The organism is Paraburkholderia atlantica (genome assembly GCF_009362785.1).
In the GTDB taxonomy this organism is placed as follows: domain Bacteria; phylum Pseudomonadota; class Gammaproteobacteria; order Burkholderiales; family Burkholderiaceae; genus Paraburkholderia; species Paraburkholderia atlantica.
Window position 1 is genome coordinate 163,393 of sequence record NZ_WHNQ01000008.1, and the last position, 20,740, is coordinate 184,132.

The following is a 20,740-nucleotide window of genomic DNA, read 5'->3' on the forward strand; positions in this document are numbered from 1 at the left end:
TCGACGTTGGTGTAAAGCTTCGCATGCGCGTCTGTAAGCCGTGCGGGAGCTTTTCCCGATCTGCCTGGGAAGCGTTCCCAAACTCGCGCAAAACCCGCTGCGCGTGCTGGCGCTGAGTAGAATGCAAGCGTCATGTCAAGCGAACCGATCCATTCCTCCTCTGCTGTTCGCCCACCGCCATCGTCACCGATATGGCGCGACCTCGGCTGGGTCGTCGCCGTGACCGCGCTAGCTGCGGCGCTCGGCGCCGCCTTCGATCTGAGCGAGAAAATCTATCGGTCCACGCGCGGCGCGGAGCGCTTCCAGCTCGACGAGTTGCCGGGCACGCTGTTCGTGCTGTCCATCGCGCTCGCGTGGTTCGCATGGCGACGCTATAGCGATGCGCGCCGCGAAGCGCGCCATCGCCGCATGCTCGAGGAACAGGCCGAACAGCTGCTCGCCGACAACCGGCGCCTCGCCAGTCAGGCGCTGCAGGCGCAGGAACTCGAGCGCCGCCATATGGCGCGCGAGCTGCACGACGAGCTGGGTCAATACCTGAACGCGATGTCGCTCGATGCGGCGCGCATCCGCGATCTATCGGGCGAGCGCGAGCCGGAGGTTCATCGCATCGCGCTCGGGCTGATACAGAGCGCGGCGCATGTGTATCGCGAGATCGGCGGCATGATTCGCCGCCTGCGGCCGATCGGTCTCGACGAGTTCGGCTTGCCGACCGCGCTCGAACATTGCGTCGACGGCTGGCGCGAGCGCTTGCCCGAGGCGTCGTTCTCGGTCACGATCGAAGGGGATTTCAGCGGCCTCAGCGATGCGCTGACGATCACGCTATATCGGCTCGTGCAGGAAGGACTGACGAACGTGTCGAAGTTCGCGCGCCGCTCGCGTGTCGAACTGTTCATGGTGCGTGCGCCGCGCGAACACGACGGCACGCAGATCGACGAGATCGTCGTCACGATGGCCGACGACGGCCCCGGCACCGATCTGACCGGGCCGCGCAGCGGACTCGGGCTGATCGGCATGCGCGAGCGTGTCGAGGCGCTCGGCGGCGAGTTTCACGTCGCGAGCGAGCCGCAGCGCGGTTTTCTGTTCTGCGCGCGCGTATCCGCTCACGCGGGGCTGGCCGAGCCCGTGAACTGAAGTCCGAGGCGGCTTGCCATCTGCGCGAGCTGCACGCCGTTGTCGGCACCGAACTTCTGCCGGATCACCGATTGATGGTTCGCCACCGTCTTCTGACTCAAGCCGAGCTTTTCGGCGATGCTCGGCAGCGTATAGCCCTGCACGAGCAGCCGCAGCACCTCGAACTCGCGCGCGGACAACTGACGTCCCGGCGGCCCTTCATTGAACGCGGTGCGCAGTGCGAGCGCCTGCGAGATGTCCGGACTTAGATAACCAGCACGCCGGGCAATCGAGCGCACCGCTTCGACCAGCACATCGGGCGCGCTCGCCTTGGTCACGTAGCCGAGCGCGCCTGCGTCGAGCGCGCGCCGCACGAAAATCGATTCCTCGTGCACGCTGAAGATCAGCACGCGCGCATCCGGCTCGCGCGCGAGCATGCGCCGCATCGCTTCGATGCCGCTCGCGCCGGGCAGCGACACGTCCATCACGACCACATCGGGCCGCAGCGCGCAAAAGCGCTGGTAGGCCTGCGCGGCGTCGGCCGCTTCGCCGCACACCTCGACGTCTTCGTTCAGTTCGAGCAGACGCCGGTAGCCTTCGCGCACGACCGCATGATCGTCGACGAGCAGAACCGAGATGGTGTCGGCACTCATGATTGGGCTCCGGGTGATGCTCGATTGTCGCCGGCGGCGTCGGGCTCGCGGGCAGCCGCCGCGAGCTTGCGCGAGTTGGCGTCGTTGCGGAACAGGATCGGCTGTTCGCGGGCCGCTACTGTCGCCTCGGTTTGCGACGCCGCTTGCCGCACGATCTTGACCACGTTCTCGTGAAACGGCGACTTGTCGCAGACGGGGTCGGCGTTGGCCGCGTCGCCGGTCAGCAGAAAGGCCTGGCAGCGGCAGCCGCCGAGGTCGTGTTCCTTTTCGTCGCAGCTGCGGCACGGCTCCTTCATCCATTGCAAACCGCGAAAGCGGTTGAACGCGTCGCTCTCGTACCAGATCTCGCGCAACGGCATGTCCTTCACGTTCGGCAGCGTCAGGCCGGGCAAGCCGCGCGCCGCGTGACACGGCAGCGCGGCGCCGTCGGGCGCGACGCCGAGGAACACTGCGCCCCAGCCGTTCATGCAGCGCTTGGGGCGCCGCTCGAAGTAGTCGGGCACGACGAAGAAGATCTTGCAGCGCTCGCCATGAGTCTGGCGATAGCGCGCGACCACCGCTTCGGCTTCTTCGAGCTGCTCGCGCGTCGGCATCAGTTGCGCCTGGTTCTCGCGCGCCCAGCCGTAGTATTGCGTGTTGGCCAGCTCGAGATATTCGGCGCCGAGAGCCAGTGCCATCTCGATGATCTTGTCGACGTGCGGCAGGTTGTAGCGATGCAGCACGCAGTTCATCACCATCGGAAAGCCGTGCCGTTTCAGCGCGGCGGCGACGCGCTGTTTCAGCTCGAATGTGCGCGTGCTGCTCAGGAAGTCGTTCAGCTGCTGCGTCGAGTCCTGGAAAGACAACTGGATGTGATCGAGCCCGGCGGCCTTCAGGTCGCCGAGGCGTTGATCGGTGAGACCGACGCCCGACGTGATCAGGTTCGTGTAAAAACCGAGCCTGTGCGCTTCTTCGACCAGCACTTCGACGTCGTCGCGCACCAGCGGCTCGCCGCCCGAAAAGCCGAGTTGCACCGCGCCGAGCGCGCGCGCCTCGCGCAGCACGTCGAGCCATTGGCCGGTGGTCAGTTCGCGGTTGTGATCGGTGTAGTCGAGCGGGTTATAGCAGAACGCGCAATGCAGCGGACAGCGATAGGTCAGCTCCGCGAGCAGCCACAGCGGCGGCGGCACCGCGGCGGCCGTGCTGCTTTGCGGTTGCGCGCCGGATTGAGAGCCTGGTTGAGAAAGATCAGTCATTGCGCTACTCCAGCCAGCCGCGCCCATGCGCGTCGGCGATGAAGGCCCGCACCTCGTTGCCGATGCCGGTCGCGTTGAACGCCTGTTCCAGTTCGGCGATCAGCGTATCGATGTCGCGTGTGCCGTCGCAGCGCTTGAGGATTTCTCCCGCGCTTTGGTTGAGCTTCACCATGCCCTCCGGGTACAGCAGCACGTGCGCGTTCTGCGCGGGCTCCCATTGCAGGCGGAATGGCTTCGCGATTGCGAGCGGCGTGGCGGGTTGGACGCGGGTCGTGTCGTTCATTGCGGAAACGCCTTCTCGATCGAGTCGAGCATGGTCCACAGAATGTCGAGCTTGAATTGCAGGATTTCGAGCGCCCGTTCCTGCTGATCGCGTCGCGTGAAATGCGCGAGCGTGACTTCGAGTCCGTGCTGCACGTCGCGCTGCGCTAGCGAAATGCGCGAACGGAAGTACGCGAGACCCTCGGGTTCGATCCACGGATAGTGCTCGGGCCAGCTCGCGAGCCGGTCGCGATGCACCTGCGGCGCGAACATCTCGGTCAGCGACGAGCACACGGCTTCCTGCCACGGCGCACGGCGCGCGAAATTTACATAGGCATCGACGGCGAAGCGCACCCCGGGCGTCACGTGTTCGAGCGACCACAATTCGTCGCGCGTGAGGCCGACCGCATCCGCGAGACGCGCCCAGGTTTCGATGCCGCCTTCCGAGCCCTCGTAGCCGTCGTGATCGAGAATGCGCAACACCCAGCGGCGGCGCGTCGCGCGGTCCGGACAGTTCGACAGCACAGCCGCATCCTTCAGCGGAATGTTGATCTGATAGTAGAAGCGGTTCGCGACCCAGCCGCGGATCTGCTCGCGCGAGCAGCCGCCGCTATTCATCTTCACGTTGAACGGATGGTGGATGTGATACGCGGTGCCCTTCGCGCGCAACTGCGCCTCGAATTCCTCACGGCTCCAGGCGGGCCGGTCGATGACCCGAGTGCCCGTCGCACTTGCTTCGCGTGTTGGTGTCGTGTCCTCAATGTCTTTCGCGTTCATGCCGTCCGTCTCCGTTTTATCGTCGTTCACAGCCGCGCCTCGCTACCTCATCTCTCCGCACTCTTTACTGCGCACTTCAAAGCTCGAAGCTCATTCCGTCGTACGCGACCTCGATTCCATGCTCGCCTAGCATGCGCCGCTCGGGGCCGTCTTCGATCAGGATCGGATTCGTGTTGTTGATATGGATCAGCACTTTGCGCTTCGCGTCGAGCGAGTCGAGCGTTTCAATCATGCCGCCCGCGCCGCTCTGCGGCAGATGGCCCATATCCGCCGAGGTCTTCTTCGACAGGCCGAGGCGGATCATTTCGTCGCCGGTCCACAGCGTGCCGTCGACGAGCAGCAGATCGGCCTCGCGCATCGCCGCCAGCACGTGCGGCTCGATCGCGCCGAGCCCCGGCGCGTAGAACACGCGCTGGCCCGATTGCAGGTTCGTCAGCACGAGCCCGATGTTGTCGCCGCGCTCCGGCGCCTCGCGATGCGGCGAGTACGGCGGAGCCTTGCTCGATAGCGGCAGCGCGTCGATGCGGATGCCGGGCAGCGCGTCGACGACGAGCGGCGCGCCGTCGAGCGCGATACGGCGATGCTCGACACCGCAGTAGTGCGACAGGATCGGCGCGACCGGAAAGCCGGAGCGCAGGTCTTGCCAGACTGCATCGGTTGCGTACAGCGGCAGCGGCGTGTCGCGTTCTCGCAGCATCAGAAGGCCGGTCACGTGGTCGATCTGCGCGTCGATCACGAGCACTGCGGCGATGCCGCTGTCGCGCGCGCGCCGTGCCGGCTGAAGCTCGGGATGCGCGGCGATCTGCGCGAGCAGATCGGGCGACGCATTGACGAGCAGCCAGTCCTCGCCGTTCGCGCTGACCGCGATCGACGACTGCGTGCGGCGCGTCGCCTTCACCGTGCCGCGCCGCACGCCGTCGCAATTGCGGCAATTGCAGTTCCACTGCGGAAAGCCGCCGCCCGCCGACGAGCCGAGTACCTTGATCTTCATGCCGCGTGACGCATGCTGCTGCGCTCCTCGTCGATGGTGGGGGTGAACATCGCGGCGAGTACCTGCGCGACGCGCGCATGCAGCGCGGGGTCGCTCGTCAGATGACCGGCCGCGCTCACGGATTCGACGCGCGCGGAAGCAACCGCGCGCGATAGACGCCGCAGATTGCCGTGCGGACACACCGGATCGCGCGCGCCATGCACGGCGGCGATCGGCACGCCGTCCGCCGCCGCGCGGCGCGCGAGCGACAGCAAACGCGTTTCGCCGAGCCAGCAGCGATGCGCGAGGTAGTGCGCCTGAATCCGGTATTTGCCGATCAGCTTGCGGGCGAAGCGTTGGGACTCGCGAGCGTTTCGCTGGACCCCGCGTTGTTGCGCCGCGGAGCCTCGCGGCGATGCACTCGCCAGCACCGCGTTTTCATAGCCGCGCCAGGCCAGCGCGAGCGAACGTTGCCGCGCTTCGTTCGCGCCGTATTGCAAGCCGGAGCCGCATCGCGCGGCCAGTGTCGCGGGCTGCTCGCAGCGGGCAGCGGCACGCAGTCTCGACCACGCACGCGGCGCACGCTTGCGCGAAGCAATGAACAAACCGCGTACTTCGCGCGCGGAAGTTAGAAACAGGCCGCGCACCACGACGCCCGTGACCGACTGCGGACACTGTCCCGCATACGCGAGCGCGAGCGCCGCGCCCCACGATCCGCCAAGCACGCCCCAGCGCGCGAAACCGAGCCGCGCGCGAATCGCTTCGAGGTCGGCGATCAGATAGTCGGTGCGGTTGTGGCGCACGCTGCCGTGCGGCGTCGACGCACCCGTGCCGCGCTGGTCGATCAGCACGACGCGAAAACGTTGCAGATCGAAGAGCCGCAGCACGCCGGGCTGACTGCCGCTGCCGGGACCGCCGTGCAGCACCGCGACCGGCACGCCGTCGCGCGCGCCGGCGAGCGCATACCACACCCGATGACCGTCGCGCGTGCGCAGCGTATGGACTTCGAGCGCAGCGGCTGCCTGCGTGTGGTGCGACGAGCTTCGCATCGTCATGGCAGCATCCTCGCGAGCAGGTTGTCGCGATCGATCCACTGATGCTTGAATGCGCCCGCCACGTGCAGCACGATCAACGCGATCAGCGCATAGCCGATCGCCTGGTGAAGGCCGAAGAACAGATCGCGCAGATGCGCGTCGTCCCAGCCCCACTTCGGCAGCAGGATGCCCCAGAAGCGCGTGCCGTAGCGGTTGAACGACGAGCCGAGATACCCGGCGAGCGGCATCGCCACCATACAGACGTATAAAAGACCCTGCGTAGTGCGCGCGGCGGCGCGTTGCCACGGTGGCATCGGCGGCAGGGCAGGCCGGTGAAGGACTACCCGCGCGACGATGCGCAAAAGCACCAGCAGGAAAACCGTCAGTCCGAGCGACTTGTGCAGATTGATCAGCGTCGCTTTGACAGGCAAGCCCTTCGGCAATCCGACCATATAGAGGCCGAGCGCGAGCAGACCGATGATGCCGAGCGCGATCAGCCAGTGCAGCGCGATCAGCAGCCCGGCATAGCGCGGGCCGCCGGCGCTGGCAGTTGCGTTGACGTTGATATCAGGCTTCGCGTTTCGAGAATCCGCTGTCGTCATGCCCTGTCTCCATGCAACATCGTGGCGGGACGTTTCTTTTTTGCCGAGCACCGTTTCAGTCCTGGCTGACATAGCGCTGCCTCAGCCGGCGATGAGTATTTCGCCGCGGCCGTCGACCGCGAGGTCGCCCGTAAAACGAACCGGCAGACGGTCCGCGCGCCACTGCGAAAACGGCGCGATTTCGGCCGCGAGGCTGCGTATGAGCAATGACCAGAATACGTCGAAACCGTGTCCGCCGCCGGTGAACGTCGGCGGTGGCAAACCCTCGGGTCGTTGCGCGAGCAGCAGCGTGCCGCGCCTCATCGCATAGGCATAGTGTGCGCCCAGTTGCCCCGCCACGCCGACGGTCCCCGCCACCAGCCGCGACGCCGCGAAGTCGCCCGCGTTGCCGCCGACCAGCACGAGGCCGCGGCGCATCCGGTCGGCCAGCCGCGCGCCCGCGTTGCCGTGAATCGTCAGCGTGCCGCCGCTCATGCCTTCCATGTCGCCCGTCAGTGCGCCGGCGGCGAAGTCGCCGCTGTCGCCGCGCACCGTCACGCGTCCGCCGCGCATTTCGCAACCTGTGAAGTGCCCCGCGTCGCCGTCGATTTCAAGCAAGCCGCCGCTCATCCTGAAGCCGCTGTAGTCGCCGACCGCGCCGCGCGCGACGAGCCGTCCGCCGTCCATCTGCGCGCCGAGCCGGTCCAGCCACCGCGCGGCGCCGTCGATCAGCAGCGTGGCCATGTCGTCGCCGGACGCAGGCGCGTCGTCGCGCGATACCTCGAAAACGTCGCCGACCACGCAGCGCTCGTTGCCGGCCGGCAGCACGATGCGCTCGATCTCGGCCACGCTCATGCTGGCCAGCGCCGCCGGCGACAGCGCGGCCGCATCGACGCGAAAGCCAGGCGGTGTCTTCGCGCGCAACGTGGTCGTGCTCATGCGCGTCCCCCGTTGAGTCCCGCGGCCAGTTCGTGCAGATGAAAGTGGTACGGTCCGAGCTTGCCGCCGTAGTTGCCCGCCGAAATGCGCAGCACGCCGGCCGCGCGCCCGAGTCCGGTCGCCGCGCCGATACCGGCCGTCATCGCCGCGCCGACGTCGGCGTCGGTCAGACCGTCGATGACGATCTCCAGCACGCAGCCAACGTCCGCGCTCAACTCGGTGCGCGATGCGAGGCCGATCAGGCTCGGACAGAACGCGTCGTTGGTCGATGCGGTTGCGCCCGCGTATTTCGAGCCGATCTTCGAGCCCGACCGCACGATGCCGCCGGGAAACGGCATGATCACGTTCGGTAGCCGGCGCATCGCGGCGACCGCGGCTTCCGCGGCGGCGAGCGCGGCGCCCTGGTCGCGCGCGAGCAGCAGCAGGTTGCCGCCGCCGACGGCCTTGACCGTCGCCGCCGTGTCTTCGCAGACGAACTCGCCGTCCATCACCGGCACGCGCCAGTAACGCGTGGGGCCGTTTCCTGTGTCGATCATCTTCGCGATCTGCCAGCCGTCGCCGAAAAAGCGCAGCCCGCTGCCGAGCGGCGCCGGGTCCGACAGCGGCGCGCGGCTCGTGGCCGGATCGATGCCGCTGTAGACGGCCGTGCTCGGACAGGTGAGCACGCACTGTCCGACGCGCCGCCCGATCTGCTTCGCCAGTTCCTTCGTCGACACCGCGAACAGCAGCACCGCGACGCCGGGCCGGCCGTCGGGCGTTGCCTCGGGCGCGAGCGTCCGTTCGACGCCCGCCTCGCAGCCGCAGCCGATCACCGAGGTCGCGAAGCCCGACAGCGAGTTTGCCGCGTGCATCGCCCACATCGGCGTGTGCGCGGTGATCACGAGCCGGGTCGCTTTCATCGGGAACGCTTCGGCGAAGGTCGCGTCGATCGCGGTGCCGTTGATTTCGAGCGGGGCGGGAGCGTTCATCGTGGCCGCGTCAGGTTAGACATTCGACGGGCAACAGCCGCCCGCCGCGGCAGCAGCGGCAGGCTTCGTCATCGCTGATCGCGGCGTGCGCGAAGTTGCTCGCGAGATTCGCGTCGCTATACGCGCGCAGCGTTTTCTCGATACCGCGATCGAACTCCGGCGCGACGAAATGAATGCCGCCTGTCGGCGTCGCGACCAGCGTGCCGTCGCGCGCGACCAGTTCGCCGTCCTTGAACACATAGGCGGGTGACGTGAACATCCGCTCGCGGTCCGGCTCGTCGCGATAGACGGCGATGTCCGCCGCCGCGCCCGCGCCGAGATGGCCGCGATCGCGCAGACCGAGCAGCCGCGCCGGACCGGCGCGCGTGATGATCGCGATCTCGTAAAGCGAAAATTCGCGCTTGAGTTCCGGCAGCGCGCTGGCGACCTGCGCTTCCGGATGCAGCTTCGCAAGCTGCTCATCGCGAAACGTTTTGTCCATCAGCAGGCGGATCAGATGCGGATAGCTGGTGAACGGTCCGCCGTTCGGATGATCGGTGGTCATCGCGACGCGCCACGGGTCGTCGACGAGCAGGAAGATTTCGAGGCCGATGATCCATTGCAGCGCGTTCACGTAGCTCTGTTCGCGATAGCGGAACGGCAGGACGCCGCAACCCGCGTCGCACTCGATATCGCCGACCACCCACTTGTGCGGCCGCGCGAGCGGCGCGTTGCGGAACTGCATCATCGTGTCACCGGAGGCCGTGACGGTCTGTCCGAAGATGATCTGACCGACGTCGATCGACACGTTCGGCCGCGCGTTCACGGCCTCGGCGATCTGCCGCGCGCCCGACGAAAACTTGCGCGAGCCCTCGGTACCGTAGCTGTGAAACTGGATATGCGTCAGATGGATCGGCAGGCCGTCGGCGGCGTCCATCGTCGCGATCGTCGATGCGAGGTTGCCGGGCACGCCGAGGTTGCTCGTATGCACGTGTAGCGGATGCGGCACGCGCAGCTCGGTCAGCGCGCGCGTCAGCGTGCGCAGCACGTCGCGTGGCGTGATGCCGTAGTGCGCGTGCGGTTCGTCGACGTCGAGCGAGCGCTGGTTGAACTTGAACGCCGAGATGCCGCCAGGGTTCACCACCTTGACGCCGAGCGCCTTGCTCGCGGTGATGGTCCAGCCGACGTAGTCGCGCAGTCGCTCGAAGTCATCGCGTGCGGCGAGCATTTGCAGGAACAGTTCGTCGTTGCCGAGCATCACGTACGCGCCGTGATCGATGATCGGCGTGTCGCCCATTTCGAGGTGCGTGTGGCGCGCGTTCGACGGCATCATCGCCGGTTCGAACGCGGCCGTGTAGCCCATTTCCGCGTAGCGGTAGCCGGTCGCGAGCGTGCCCGGCGTGCAGACGCCGCACGAAGGCAGACGCAGATAGCGGCCGTTGTCGTCGCGCGCGGCTTCGTAGGCGGCCTCGCGCGGCGCGACGGCGCCCGGCGCATCGGCGCGATGGTCCTCGGGCAGCAGCAGGCGCGACAGATTGGTCTTGCCGCCGCCGATATGCGAATGCAGATCGATGCCGCCCGCCATCACGATCATGCCGGTCGCGTCGTATTCGCGATCGACGGGTGTGGTGGCCGGCACGTCGACGATGCGGCCGTCGCGGAACGTCAGGTCGCGGCGCTCGCCGTTGACTTTGTTGATCGGGTCGAACAGCGTGCCGCCTTTGAGCCGGACGAGAGTCATGGCTGATCCTCGCGCGGATTCAATCGTTCACTCAGTCGTTCGTTCAACTGCGCGGCAAGCGACGCCACCGTCTCCAGCGCAGCACCACGCGCGGCGGCAAGCGGCATCACGGCCGTACCGTCGACGCGAAACAGATGCCCGCCGCTGTCGATGCCCGGTGTCGCGACCGGCACGAACACGGTGTTGGCACCGCGTGCCTTGGCGGCATCAGCGAGCGCAGGATGACCGAGCACGATCAGCGGAAGCGCGGGATCGAGCGACGCGGGCCATGCGTGCGGCGCGAAGCTTGCGATCCACAGCAGCACATCGACTTCGCGTTCGGCGAGCAGCCGCGCCGTCCGATAGCGATACGGATCGTGATCGAGCGGCGCGGCGCCGGTGACGCGCGCCGGCATCGACACGCGCGTGCGCAGCGGCAAGCCGGACAGCCACGTGACGGTCTGATTGACCGTCAAAGCGCCGTCGTCGCCGCCGAGCGCGAGACATGCCGCGCGCGTCGTGCGATTCACGGCTTTGACGATCCGGTTCAGCACTTCGATCAGCAGCGCCGCGTGCGGCGCGGGCAACGCGGCCGGTTCGTAGATGACCACCGTGTAGCGCGCGCTGGCGATGCGTGCTTGCAGCGACGCGAGGGCGGTTGCCACGTTGGCCTGACTGCCAGCGCCGTGACTTAGCGCGGCCGCGTCGCGTCCTTCCGCGAGCGCCGACCACAGCGCGAGCGTGTCATAGGGATCGGCGTCGCGCAGCAGCGAGTCGATGCGCGTTTGCGGCAAGCCGGCCGCCGCCGGGTCCGCGTCGCAGCCGACGAAGACCAGCTCGCGCGCGAGTTCGGTGCCGCCCAACGCGCGCGTGTAGAAGCGCGGGTAGCGCCGCGACGGCTGAAAGCCGAAGAACACCAGCAGGTCGGCGCGCGCGCGCACTTCGGAGAGCGTCGTGAAGAACGCGCCGCGATCCTGCAACGCGAGCGTCGCGGGTGTCAGCGCATCGCCGTGCAGATGATCGAGGATCGCGCCGCAGGCGGCGGCGAGCGGATACAGCGCGCGGGTGCCGGCGACGTCGGTCGCGAGGCCGCCGAACAGCGGACGGCGCGCGTTCGCGAGCCACTGTGCGGCGCTGGTCAGCGCGGCATCGTGGTCCGCTTCGCTGCCGTCGACCACGCATCCGCATTGCGCATCCGCCGCGCCGTACTGCGCGAGCGCGTGAGCGAGCCGCGAGCATTCGGTGTCCGGTACTTCGAGCGTGCCGTCGTCGTGGGAAGCGGCGACCAGGTCGTCGCACAGCAATGGACAGAACGGACAGATCCAGTCGCGTGTGAGCGCCGCGGCGCGCGTTGCGCTCGAGCTTGGGGTCGATGGATCGATGGCGGAGCTATGCATGGGCCAGGTTTTAGCAAGCTCCATGCCGATCTTTCGACGACGCTTCGGCGAGCAAGCGTCCCACGGAAGCACCCCGCGCTTACGGTCGTACAGCTTTGCATTCGGCGGATCGACATGCGCGACGCGCTGGCGACAAGCGTGCCCGACCGTGCGTCGGCGCGTGGGTTCAGAGACCCGCTGCGCCATACAAAATGTGTGCCGTTCTGGAGCAGAGTGTCACACGCAAACTGTCCGGCTTGTGTTGCGTTTACAGACAGCGCTGTCAGAACGCGTGGCATGGAAATTGTATGGAAGGCCTACGCTGAATCGGAAGGCGCGCAGTCGATCTGCCGATCGTGCAGCGCGGACGCCACCAACCAGGCGCTGGCGCCGGTGCCGGCCGCAGCGGCCAGATCGGCGCGATTGCGGATGCCGCCCGCGCCGATCAGCGTGGTATGCGCGGCGGCTTGCGCGTGCAGGCGCTCGAACGTCGCGAGATCGGGGCCGGCGTAGCTGCCGACCTGGTCGAGCGTCATCGCGATCACGCGCGACGGCCACCATGCCGACGAGCGATCGAGCGCGGTCGCGGTGAGCAGTTCGCCGGCGCGATGATCGAGCGACAGGATCGGCGCGAGGCCGGCGCGCTGCGCCGCGTGCAGGGCATGGATTTCGCGAAGCGTCTCCGAGCCGAAGACCGGCACGAGGGTCGCCAGGTTTGAATTGGCAGCAGGGCGGTCGAGTTGATCGACAGCAGCGTCGATGCGCTCGAACAGCGCGCGCATCGATGCGTAGTCCGCGAAGCCCGCGTCGAGCCACAGTTCGATGCCGGGCAGCGCGGCGCGCAACGCGGCGAGCGTCGAAGCATGCGCGCCGCGCTGCAGGATGGCGCCGAGATCGGCGATATAGAGCGTGCGCGCGCCGCTGGCTTCGAGTAGCGCGCGGGCGGTAGCAAGTGGGTCGCTCGTCGCGACGAGGCGGGACTGGATGGGCCGATAGGCGCTCCGCTCGCCGCGCACCGCGCGGACGACCTGGCCGTCGAGCAGATCGAGAACAGGTATTACCTGCATAGAGGGGCGCTTTCCTTTGACCAAGATCTTTGTTTATGAGTATCTCACCGGCGGCGGCATCGACCCCGAGTTCGCCGGCGCGGGCAGTCTCGCCGATTTGAGCGCGCTGATCGTCGAAGGACGCGTGATGCGCGACGCGCTGGTCGCCGCTTTGCGTGAACTGGACGGCGTGCAGGTCAGGTTCGCGACCTCGCGCTTCGAAACACCAGCGGCGGGCGACGCTCATTGTATGGCCGCGCCCGGCGAATCGATGACGGCGTTCGTCGCGCGCGCGGCGCGAGAGCATGACTACGCGTGGGTGGTCGCACCGGAATGCGACGGCCTGCTGCTGCGCTTTCACGATGCGGTCGGCACTGCCCGGTGGCTCGGCTGCGCGAAGGAAGCGATCCGCGTCGCGTCGAGCAAGAGCGCGACCGCGGCGTGTCTTGCCGCGCATGGCATTGCGACGACGCCCGCGCTCGAACCCGGCGACCCGGCCGCGCAGCACGACGGCCGCTGGGTCGTCAAACCGGACGACGGCGCGGGCGGCCTCGACACGATCGTCTACGCGCGCTTCGCAGATGCTTGCGCCGACTACGACGCGCGCGCGGCGGCCGGACGCAATCCGGTGCTGCAGGCGTGGGTCGACGGCGAGCCGTTGAGCCTGTCGCTGATCTGCCGCGGCGACGCGACCAAGCTGCTCAGCATCAACCGTCAGCAGATCGGGCTGAGCGGCGGCGACGCGTCGGGCGAGGTTGCGCGGATCGTCGAGTTCGACGGCGTGCTGGTCGATCAGATCGACCAGCACAGCGACATGGGCCGCGCGCTGGACACGCTCGCGCATCGCGTCGCGCGGGCCATCCCGGGTTTGCGCGGCTTCGTCGGCATCGATGTCGTATGGCACCCACAGCGAGGGCCGGTCGTGATCGAGGTGAATCCGCGTTTGACGGTCGCCTATGCGGGGCTGTCGGCGGTGCGCGGCAGCGGCCTGACACGCGCGCTGCTGGCCGCGCATGGCGTGCGACTCGAGCGCTGCGGCGCGGCGCGCGCCAATCCGCTCACATCCGAGGTGCGCCCTTGAGCCCCGCCCGCGCGAAGCCGGCGGTGCGGTTCGGCTGGGACGTCGGCGGCGCGCACGTGAAGGTGTCGCTCGTCGACGGCAGCGACGCCGTGCTCGACGTCGTGCAATGGCCGTGTCCGCTGTGGCAGGGCATCGACCATCTGCACCGCACGATCGACCTCGTTTTCGAGCGCTGGCCGCAGGCGCGCACGGACGTCGCGCAGCATGCGGTGACGATGACCGGCGAGATGGTCGACCTGTTCGCGGACCGCGCCGAAGGCGTGCGCGCGATCGTGGCCGCGCTCGCGCAGCGGCTCGGTTCGTCACTGCGCTTTTACGCCGGCGACGCCGGCTGGCTCGCCGCCGGCGACTGCTCGGCCGGCTGGCGCCACGTCGCGTCGGCCAACTGGCTCGCGACCGCGAGCTGGGTCGCTACCCGCATGCCGAACGCGCTGCTGATCGACATCGGCAGCACCACCACCGACATCATTCCGATCGTCGACGGCCGCGTCGTCGCGCGTGCCGCGACCGATGCGGGCCGGCTCGCGAGCGGCGAACTCGTGTATCACGGCGTCGTGCGCACGCCGTTGTGCGGCGTCGCGCATCGGATCGAATTCGGCGGCGCGATGCGGAACGTGATGAACGAATGGTTCGCGACCACCGCCGACGTCTACCGGCTGACGGGCGAACTGGACCCGCTGCACGACGTACAGCCGAGCGCCGACCAGGGGCCGAAGACGCAGGCGGCGAGTCGCGCGCGGCTCGCACGCATGATCGGGCACGACGCGCACGACGCGTCGGACCTCGAATGGCTGCACTTTGCGCGGCGCTGGCGCGCGCTGCAAGTGCGCGAAATCGGCGCAAACCTGATGCGCGTGATTGCCGCGCAGCCGGCGCTCGCGGCCGCGCCGCTGGTGGGCGCGGGTTGCGGCCGCTTCCTCGTCGCCGCATTGGCGCGCGACGAAGCGCGCGGCTATATCGACTTCGGCGCATTGGCGGGCGTGCCCGAGGCTAGCGCGGCGTGGGCGGCGACCTGCGCGCCGAGCGTGGCGGTCGCGCTGCTCGCGGCGCGCGAACCGCGAGCGCAGCGGCGAAGCGCGCGTGGCGTGGCCGCGCGCGCGGCATGAGCTGACCGGCGCGGCGCCGGCGCACGAGTAGCGCAAAGAAGGACAGTGGGGACGATTGGGCGAGCGGGACAAGTTCGGTGATGAACGAGGCTGCGAAACGACGCGACTCGGCCGGGCACTCAACTGGACGCGAGGACAACAGTCATGTGGGTGGTCAAGATCGGAGGCAGTCTCAGTCACGACCCGGCACTGCGCCACTGGCTCAGCGAGCTATGCGAAGTCGGCGGCGGACGCGTGGTGATCGTGCCCGGCGGCGGCGATTTCGCGGACAAGGTGCGCCAGTACCAGGGCGAGTGGAACTTCGACGATCTGGCCGCGCACAACATGTGTCTGCTCGCGATGACGCAATACGCGCTGCTGATGCAGGGCGTGTCGCCCGAACTGGTGATCGCGTCGAGCGAGGCGAAAATCCGGCGCACGTTGCGCGACGGCCACGTCGCCGTGTGGGTGCCGACCGCGCTGATGCGCGACACGCCCGACACGATGAGCAACTGGGACACGACCTCCGACAGCCTCGCCGCCTGGCTATCGACGATGCTCAACGCGGAGCGGCTGATCGTCGTCAAATCCTGTCCGATCGCCGCCGACGATCCGCTCGAAACCCTGGCCGCGTCGGGCGTAGTCGACCGCAAGTTCGTCGACTACGTGACGGATGCGAACTATGTGGTCGAACTGCTCGACAAGAGCAACGTCGCGCTGATGCGCGACCGTTTGCTGAATATTCCAGTGATGTGAGCGGCGGCTATAGACGCGTCGCGCCCGTCGAACCCGGCAGCGGCGCGCCGCCATCGACGCGTATTTCCCCAGTCGGCCGATGCAACGCGCTCGCCCATTGCGCGACGCGCTCGGGGTCGAGCCGCGAGCGGCGCCCGTCGGCGCACAGCGCGGTGCGAAAACCGGCCACGTCGGGCGCCAGCGCACGGATCTGCGGCAACTGCGCCCAGCCGAGCGCACCGGCGATGCCCACCATCGCGCCGCGTTGACGCGCGAGCCGCAACCAGCGCGCGAGCGAGTCGACATCGACGTGATCGAACAGCGTGCCGCCGTCCTTGCTCGCGGTATCGAACATCAGGCCGGCAAAGCCGAGCGCCGCGGTGTGGCTGACCAGTTCGTCGTCCATGCCGCCGTCGCACAGCAGCACCGGCACGACGGTGGCCGGCAGATTCGCGAGCTGCTCGATGCAGCGGCGCGCGGCCGGTCCGCGCGCGACCCCGACCTTCACGTAGTCGACGCCGGCGTCGCTGACGTCGATCACGCGCGCGGCGATCTCGTCGAACGCGTCGGCCGGCACGTCGCCGATCGCTGCGCTGATCGGCTTGACCGGATAGCGGGCGCGCAGCTGTCGCGCGATGCTCGTAATGGCGCCGATCGACAGGCCGCCGAGCGCGCCGTCGTCAGGTTCTTTCAGGTCGATCAGCTCGGCGCCGGCGCGTGCGGCGTCGAATGCTTCCTCATCCGAGCGGACGCTCGCAAGCAATGCGGTCATCAGGGTTCTCCCGGCAAACGGGTTTAGTGATGGGCGGACGTGGCGGCGTGATTGGCCGTCTCTTCCAGATTCGCGCGGTATCGCGCGACCGCGGCGACGAGCCAGCCCCAGGCGGTGCGCTCGTTGTCGCCGGCGGTTTTGTCGATCGCGATCTGCAGATAGGCCATTTCGCGATCGACCTTGTCGGCCGGCAGCATGAAGAGCCGGCTTACCAGAATCGCGCCTTCCACGACCGCCGACTGCGCGCGATTGAAGCCCGCGAACGGCGCGTGGTTTTCGCGGTGCACGCATTTCATCACCAGCACCGGGCGCTCTTTGTCGTCGCGCAGTTCGTCGAGTTCGAGCTCGGCGTGGGCCAGCGATTCGGTCAGACGCACGCTCGCGACACGGCTTGCGGCCACGGTCGGCCAATCGGTCGCGCAGTGCGTGACGCAGCCCGCGAAGATGCGTACGTCGGTGGTGAAATTCAGCACGGCAGAGCGCGTCGCGACGATATTGTCGAGCGTGACCGACGGCCGGAAAGGCGAAAGGATGATGCGCTCACCCTCGTAGCGCGCGCCCATCGGCGCGATATGAGGACGGCCATCGCACGCTGCCGTGGTGACGATCGTTTCGTGGATCATGGTTGGGAACGTTTGTCCCGACAGCGCTGGAAGGCCGGCCGTCAGCAGAGGTCAAACACACACGGGAACCGCAAAGGGGCCGCGGCGTGCGGCCCGGTTGCGGGCTTAACGCGTAGCGACATACATCACGATTTCAAAACCGAGGCGTACGTCGGTGTAGCTCGGAGTCGTCCATTGCATACGTGCTTCCTCCTTCGGTTGAAACTGCGGTTGGAACTGCGTTACGCCGCCGGCACGGCGAAATTTCATGCCCGATGTCGGCGGCAGCCGGCATCACGCAATCTCCATGCCCGTGCGTGTACCGGCCGGCCAGGCGGGCGTGCATTCGAGGGCTAATACAGCGCTCAGCGAATTGCGCCACGCCATGGCGCGCGCGCGGGTTGCCAGACGCAAGCGTCCGCGCGGTGTGGCGAAAACGAAGCAAAGTGTTCCATCGCGATTCGCTAATCCGATTGCGCTGTCACGCCGTGCCCGGGTCGCACACTAGCCAATTCTGCTCCGATTGCCGTTTCATGGCGTGAAAAAGAAACTAACGATGTGATAGCGATAATCGATCCATTAAGTCTGCCAAATAAAATCGTGAATTCCCCTTGGGCGTGTCCGTGCCTACAGTGCAACTCAAGCGCTTCGTTCTTCCGGCAGTGCGCTTGCCACTTTCGAGGACACGTCATGAACGATTTCAGTCAACCGCCGATCCAGCCCGAACATCAAGCGCGCGATCCGCACAATCCGCGCGAGCGGTACGCGGCAGGCGTGATGAAATACCGCGAGATGGGTTACTGGCAACCGGACTACGAACCGAAAGAGACCGACGTGATCGCGCTCTTTCGCATCACGCCGCAGCCCGGTGTCGAACCCGAGGAAGCCGCGGCCGCGGTGGCTGGCGAATCGTCGACCGCGACGTGGACGGTGGTGTGGACCGACCGGCTGACCGCCTGCGACATGTATCGCGCGAAGGCGTATCGCGTCGAGCCGGTGCCGGTGTCGCGCGCCGACGAGCCGCAGTACTTCGCGTACATCGCGTACGAACTCGATCTGTTCGAAGAGGGCTCGGTCGCGAACCTGACCGCGTCGATCATCGGCAACGTGTTCGGCTTCAAGCCGCTGAAGGCGTTGCGGCTCGAAGACATGCGCATTCCAGTCGCGTATCTGAAGACGTTTCAGGGACCGCCGACCGGCATCGTCGTCGAGCGCGAACGGCTCGACAAGTATGGGCGGCCGTTGCTCGGCGCCACGGTCAAGCCGAAGCTCGGCCTGTCGGGCAAGAACTATGGACGGGTGGTCTATGAGGGCCTGCGCGGCGGCCTCGATTTCCTGAAAGACGACGAGAACATCAACTCGCAGGCCTTCATGCATTGGCGCGACCGTTTCCTGTTCGCGATGGAAGCGGTGAGCCGCGCGCAGGCGGAGACCGGCGAGGTCAAAGGCCACTACATGAACGTGACGGCCGGCACGATGGAGGACATGTACGAACGCGCCGAATTCGCGAAGGAGCTCGGCTCGTGCATCGTGATGATCGATCTGGTGATCGGCTGGACCGCGATCCAGTCGATGTCGCGCTGGGCCCGCAAGCACGACATGATCCTGCACCTGCATCGCGCGGGGCATGGCACCTACACGCGGCAACGCAACCACGGCATCTCGTTTCGCGTGATCGCCAAATGGCTGCGCATGGCGGGCGTCGATCATGCGCATGCGGGCACCGCGGTCGGCAAGCTCGAAGGCGATCCGCTGTCGGTGCAGGGCTACTACAACGTGTGCCGCGACGCGCACAACGCGGTCGATCTGTCGCGCGGCCTCTTCTTCGATCAACCGTGGGCCGGCTTGCGCAAGGTGATGCCGGTCGCCTCGGGCGGGATTCACGCGGGGCAAATGCATCAACTGCTCGACCTGTTCGGCGACGACGCGATCCTGCAGTTCGGCGGCGGCACGATCGGCCATCCGGCCGGCATCCAGGCCGGCGCGACCGCGAACCGCGTCGCGCTCGAAGCAATGGTCAAGGCGCGCAACGAGGGCCGCGACATTCTGCGGGAAGGGCCCGACGTGCTCGAAGCCGCCGCGCGCTGGTGCACGCCGCTCAAGCAGGCGCTCGATACGTGGCGCGACGTGACCTTCAACTACGCGTCGACCGATACGCCCGATTTCGCCGCCACGCCGACTGCGGCTTAAGAGAGCCGACTTTACCCGCGAGCGCTTCACGAGCGCATCCGCAACGCGGTGCAACGGCACCGCGCGGGGCACCGTTGACGCCGTTCTGAACGCGACATTCATCAACGAGGTTCGTCATGCGTATTACTCAAGGAACGTTCTCTTTTCTGCCCGAGCTGACCGACGAAGAAATCGGCCTGCAAATCGACTATGCGCTGCGCCAGGGCTGGGCCTGTTCGGTCGAATTCACCGACAACCCGCATCCGCGCAACACGTACTGGGAAATGTGGGGCCTGCCAATGTTCGACCTGCACGACGCGGCAGGCGTCTTGCAAGAGGTCCGGGCCTGTCGCGAGGCGCGGCCGCAGCACTACATCAAGGTCAACGCATTCGATTCGGTGCGCACCTTCGAGACGATGCGCCTGTCGTTCATCGTCAACCGGCCGGACGTGGAGCCGGGCTTCCGGCTGCTGCGCCAGGACGCGCAGGGGCGCACGCAGCGCTACAGCATGGCGGGCTATGCGTGCGATCGGCCAGCGGGCGAGCGTTATGGCGCGACGGGCTGAGCCGCTGAGCGCGCGTGAGGGTGCAAGCCAGGCGCACGACAACCCGCAGCAAAGGAGGAGCAATGACTGACGCCGCCATCGTGGACGCACTGCCCGCGTCCACCGCGCACAGCGACGACGCCACGCCCCACATCGACCTCGCGGCGCTGTACCGCGACTCGGGCATCGGCGACGTGCTCGGCGAACTCGATCGCGATCTGGTCGGGCTCGCACCCGTGAAGACGCGTATTCGCGAGGTCGCCGCGCATCTGCTGGTCGAACGCGCGCGGGCGTCGCTGGGTCTCGCGGGCGGCGCGCCGACCTTGCACATGTGCTTCTCCGGCAATCCCGGCACCGGCAAGACGACGGTCGCGCTGCGCATGGCCGAGGTGCTGCACCGGCTCGGCTACATCCGCCGCAATCATCTGGTGTCGGTCACGCGCGACGATCTGGTCGGCCAGTACATCGGTCACACCGCGCCGAAAACGCGCGATGTGCTGAAGCGCGCGATGGGCGGCGTGCTGTTCATCGACGAAGCGTATTACCTGTATCGCCCGGAGAACGAGCGCGACTACGGGCAGGAAGCGATCGAAATCCTGCTGCAGACGATGGAGAACCAGCGCAGCGACCTGGTCGTGATTCTGGCCGGCTACGCGTCGCGGATGGAAGTGTTTTTCGAGAGCAATCCGGGTTTCCGCTCGCGCATCGCGCATCACATTACCTTTCCCGATTACGAGGAAACCGAACTGCTCGAAATCGCCGAGCGGATGCTCGACACCATGCATTACCGCTTCGATGCCGCGTCGCGCCGCGCGTTCGCCGACTATCTGGCACGCCGCATCCGTCAACCGAATTTTGCCAACGCGCGCTCGGTGCGCAATGCGCTCGACCGCGCGCGGCTGCGTCAGGCGAACCGCCTGTTCGCGAGCGCGTTGCAAGGCGGCGAGCCGATCGACGCCGCCACGCTGACGCTGATCGACGCCGCCGACGTGCGCGCGAGCCGCGTATTCGACGAGCCCATGCAGCCGTCCTCGCCACCGCCTTCCACCGCGCGCGCCGTCACGCCGCCGCCGGGCTGAATCACGACACCATCGAAGGAGAA

At 67.4% G+C, this 20,740-nt stretch carries 22 protein-coding genes; 7 read left to right on the forward strand and 15 right to left on the reverse strand.

Annotated features, from left to right (window positions below):
* Positions 1-132: 132 nt before the first annotated feature.
* A complete protein-coding gene (locus GCT19_RS14330) occupies positions 133-1,131 on the forward strand; it encodes a histidine kinase (RefSeq protein ID WP_152852316.1) in 999 nt (332 codons plus the stop codon).
* On the opposite strand, the gene GCT19_RS14335 is transcribed toward GCT19_RS14330, so the two are convergent.
* From GCT19_RS14335 to GCT19_RS14390, 12 genes are all read right to left on the reverse strand, one after another.
* A complete protein-coding gene (locus GCT19_RS14335) occupies positions 1,101-1,763 on the reverse strand; it encodes a response regulator (RefSeq protein ID WP_152852317.1) in 663 nt (220 codons plus the stop codon). The genes GCT19_RS14330 and GCT19_RS14335 overlap by 31 nt on opposite strands.
* Positions 1,760-2,998: a pyrroloquinoline quinone biosynthesis protein PqqE gene (gene pqqE, locus GCT19_RS14340; RefSeq protein ID WP_152852318.1), complete on the reverse strand. Its 1,239-nt coding sequence runs from the start codon at positions 2,996-2,998 to the stop codon at positions 1,760-1,762. The genes GCT19_RS14335 and pqqE overlap by 4 nt, the downstream gene beginning before the upstream one ends.
* Positions 2,999-3,002: 4 nt before the next feature.
* Positions 3,003-3,281 (reverse strand): pyrroloquinoline quinone biosynthesis peptide chaperone PqqD, encoded by a 279-nt coding sequence (gene pqqD, locus GCT19_RS14345; protein WP_152852319.1) that lies wholly within the window; start codon positions 3,279-3,281, stop codon positions 3,003-3,005.
* The gene (gene pqqC / locus GCT19_RS14350; RefSeq protein ID WP_026229053.1) at positions 3,278-4,036 is read right to left on the reverse strand and encodes a pyrroloquinoline-quinone synthase PqqC; all 759 of its coding nucleotides are present in this window, start codon (positions 4,034-4,036) and stop codon (positions 3,278-3,280) included. Before pqqC ends, pqqD begins: the two co-directional genes overlap by 4 nt.
* A gap of 76 nt (positions 4,037-4,112) precedes the next feature.
* A complete protein-coding gene (gene pqqB / locus GCT19_RS14355; RefSeq protein ID WP_018437360.1) occupies positions 4,113-5,027 on the reverse strand; it encodes a pyrroloquinoline quinone biosynthesis protein PqqB in 915 nt (304 codons plus the stop codon).
* Complete coding sequence (locus GCT19_RS14360; RefSeq protein ID WP_018437359.1) at positions 5,024-6,061, reverse strand: alpha/beta fold hydrolase; 1,038 nt, start codon at positions 6,059-6,061, stop codon at positions 5,024-5,026. Before GCT19_RS14360 ends, pqqB begins: the two co-directional genes overlap by 4 nt.
* Positions 6,058-6,642 carry a cytochrome b gene (locus tag GCT19_RS14365; protein ID WP_375791980.1) on the reverse strand — a complete coding sequence of 195 codons (585 nt, stop codon included), beginning with the start codon at positions 6,640-6,642 and terminating at the stop codon, positions 6,058-6,060. The genes GCT19_RS14360 and GCT19_RS14365 overlap by 4 nt, the downstream gene beginning before the upstream one ends.
* A gap of 81 nt (positions 6,643-6,723) precedes the next feature.
* The gene (locus tag GCT19_RS14370) at positions 6,724-7,560 is read right to left on the reverse strand and encodes a formylmethanofuran dehydrogenase subunit C (protein ID WP_152852321.1); all 837 of its coding nucleotides are present in this window, start codon (positions 7,558-7,560) and stop codon (positions 6,724-6,726) included.
* Complete coding sequence (gene fhcD, locus GCT19_RS14375) at positions 7,557-8,528, reverse strand: formylmethanofuran--tetrahydromethanopterin N-formyltransferase (RefSeq protein WP_152852322.1); 972 nt, start codon at positions 8,526-8,528, stop codon at positions 7,557-7,559. The genes GCT19_RS14370 and fhcD overlap by 4 nt, the downstream gene beginning before the upstream one ends.
* A 10-nt stretch (positions 8,529-8,538) precedes the next feature.
* Complete coding sequence (locus GCT19_RS14380; RefSeq protein ID WP_152852323.1) at positions 8,539-10,248, reverse strand: formylmethanofuran dehydrogenase subunit A; 1,710 nt, start codon at positions 10,246-10,248, stop codon at positions 8,539-8,541.
* Positions 10,245-11,624 carry a molybdopterin-binding domain-containing protein gene (locus GCT19_RS14385; RefSeq protein WP_152852393.1) on the reverse strand — a complete coding sequence of 460 codons (1,380 nt, stop codon included), beginning with the start codon at positions 11,622-11,624 and terminating at the stop codon, positions 10,245-10,247. The genes GCT19_RS14380 and GCT19_RS14385 overlap by 4 nt, the downstream gene beginning before the upstream one ends.
* Before the next feature lie 296 nt (positions 11,625-11,920).
* Positions 11,921-12,670: a HisA/HisF-related TIM barrel protein gene (locus tag GCT19_RS14390; RefSeq protein WP_152852324.1), complete on the reverse strand. Its 750-nt coding sequence runs from the start codon at positions 12,668-12,670 to the stop codon at positions 11,921-11,923.
* A gap of 16 nt (positions 12,671-12,686) precedes the next feature.
* Between GCT19_RS14390 and GCT19_RS14395 the strand changes: the two genes are divergently transcribed.
* From GCT19_RS14395 to GCT19_RS14405, 3 genes are all read left to right on the forward strand, one after another.
* The gene (locus GCT19_RS14395; protein WP_152852325.1) at positions 12,687-13,730 is read left to right on the forward strand and encodes an ATP-grasp domain-containing protein; all 1,044 of its coding nucleotides are present in this window, start codon (positions 12,687-12,689) and stop codon (positions 13,728-13,730) included.
* Complete coding sequence (locus GCT19_RS14400) at positions 13,727-14,836, forward strand: hydantoinase/oxoprolinase family protein (RefSeq protein ID WP_152852326.1); 1,110 nt, start codon at positions 13,727-13,729, stop codon at positions 14,834-14,836. Before GCT19_RS14395 ends, GCT19_RS14400 begins: the two co-directional genes overlap by 4 nt.
* 144 nt (positions 14,837-14,980) lie before the next feature.
* Complete coding sequence (locus GCT19_RS14405) at positions 14,981-15,571, forward strand: amino acid kinase family protein (protein ID WP_013091052.1); 591 nt, start codon at positions 14,981-14,983, stop codon at positions 15,569-15,571.
* Positions 15,572-15,578: 7 nt separating this feature from the next.
* On the opposite strand, the gene GCT19_RS14410 is transcribed toward GCT19_RS14405, so the two are convergent.
* From GCT19_RS14410 to pqqA, 3 genes are all read right to left on the reverse strand, one after another.
* Positions 15,579-16,322 (reverse strand): (5-formylfuran-3-yl)methyl phosphate synthase, encoded by a 744-nt coding sequence (locus tag GCT19_RS14410; RefSeq protein WP_152852327.1) that lies wholly within the window; start codon positions 16,320-16,322, stop codon positions 15,579-15,581.
* A gap of 23 nt (positions 16,323-16,345) precedes the next feature.
* A complete protein-coding gene (locus tag GCT19_RS14415; protein ID WP_018437349.1) occupies positions 16,346-16,945 on the reverse strand; it encodes a DUF447 domain-containing protein in 600 nt (199 codons plus the stop codon).
* Between the two features lie 105 nt (positions 16,946-17,050).
* On the reverse strand, positions 17,051-17,194 hold the full coding sequence (pqqA, locus tag GCT19_RS44805; protein WP_018437348.1) for a pyrroloquinoline quinone precursor peptide PqqA: 144 nt from the start codon (positions 17,192-17,194) through the stop codon (positions 17,051-17,053).
* A gap of 420 nt (positions 17,195-17,614) precedes the next feature.
* Here pqqA and GCT19_RS14425 point away from each other — a divergent pair, with 420 nt between their 5' ends.
* The 3 genes from GCT19_RS14425 to cbbX all read left to right on the forward strand — a co-directional run bounded on the left by GCT19_RS14425 (position 17,615) and on the right by cbbX (position 20,717).
* Positions 17,615-19,114, forward strand: a complete 1,500-nt coding sequence (locus GCT19_RS14425) for a form I ribulose bisphosphate carboxylase large subunit (protein ID WP_018437347.1) — start codon at positions 17,615-17,617, stop codon at positions 19,112-19,114.
* A 116-nt stretch (positions 19,115-19,230) separates the two neighbouring features.
* Positions 19,231-19,659, forward strand: a complete 429-nt coding sequence (locus GCT19_RS14430; RefSeq protein WP_152852328.1) for a ribulose bisphosphate carboxylase small subunit — start codon at positions 19,231-19,233, stop codon at positions 19,657-19,659.
* Between the two features lie 62 nt (positions 19,660-19,721).
* Positions 19,722-20,717 carry a CbbX protein gene (gene cbbX / locus GCT19_RS14435; protein ID WP_152852329.1) on the forward strand — a complete coding sequence of 332 codons (996 nt, stop codon included), beginning with the start codon at positions 19,722-19,724 and terminating at the stop codon, positions 20,715-20,717.
* The last annotated feature ends 23 nt before the right edge of the window (positions 20,718-20,740 follow it).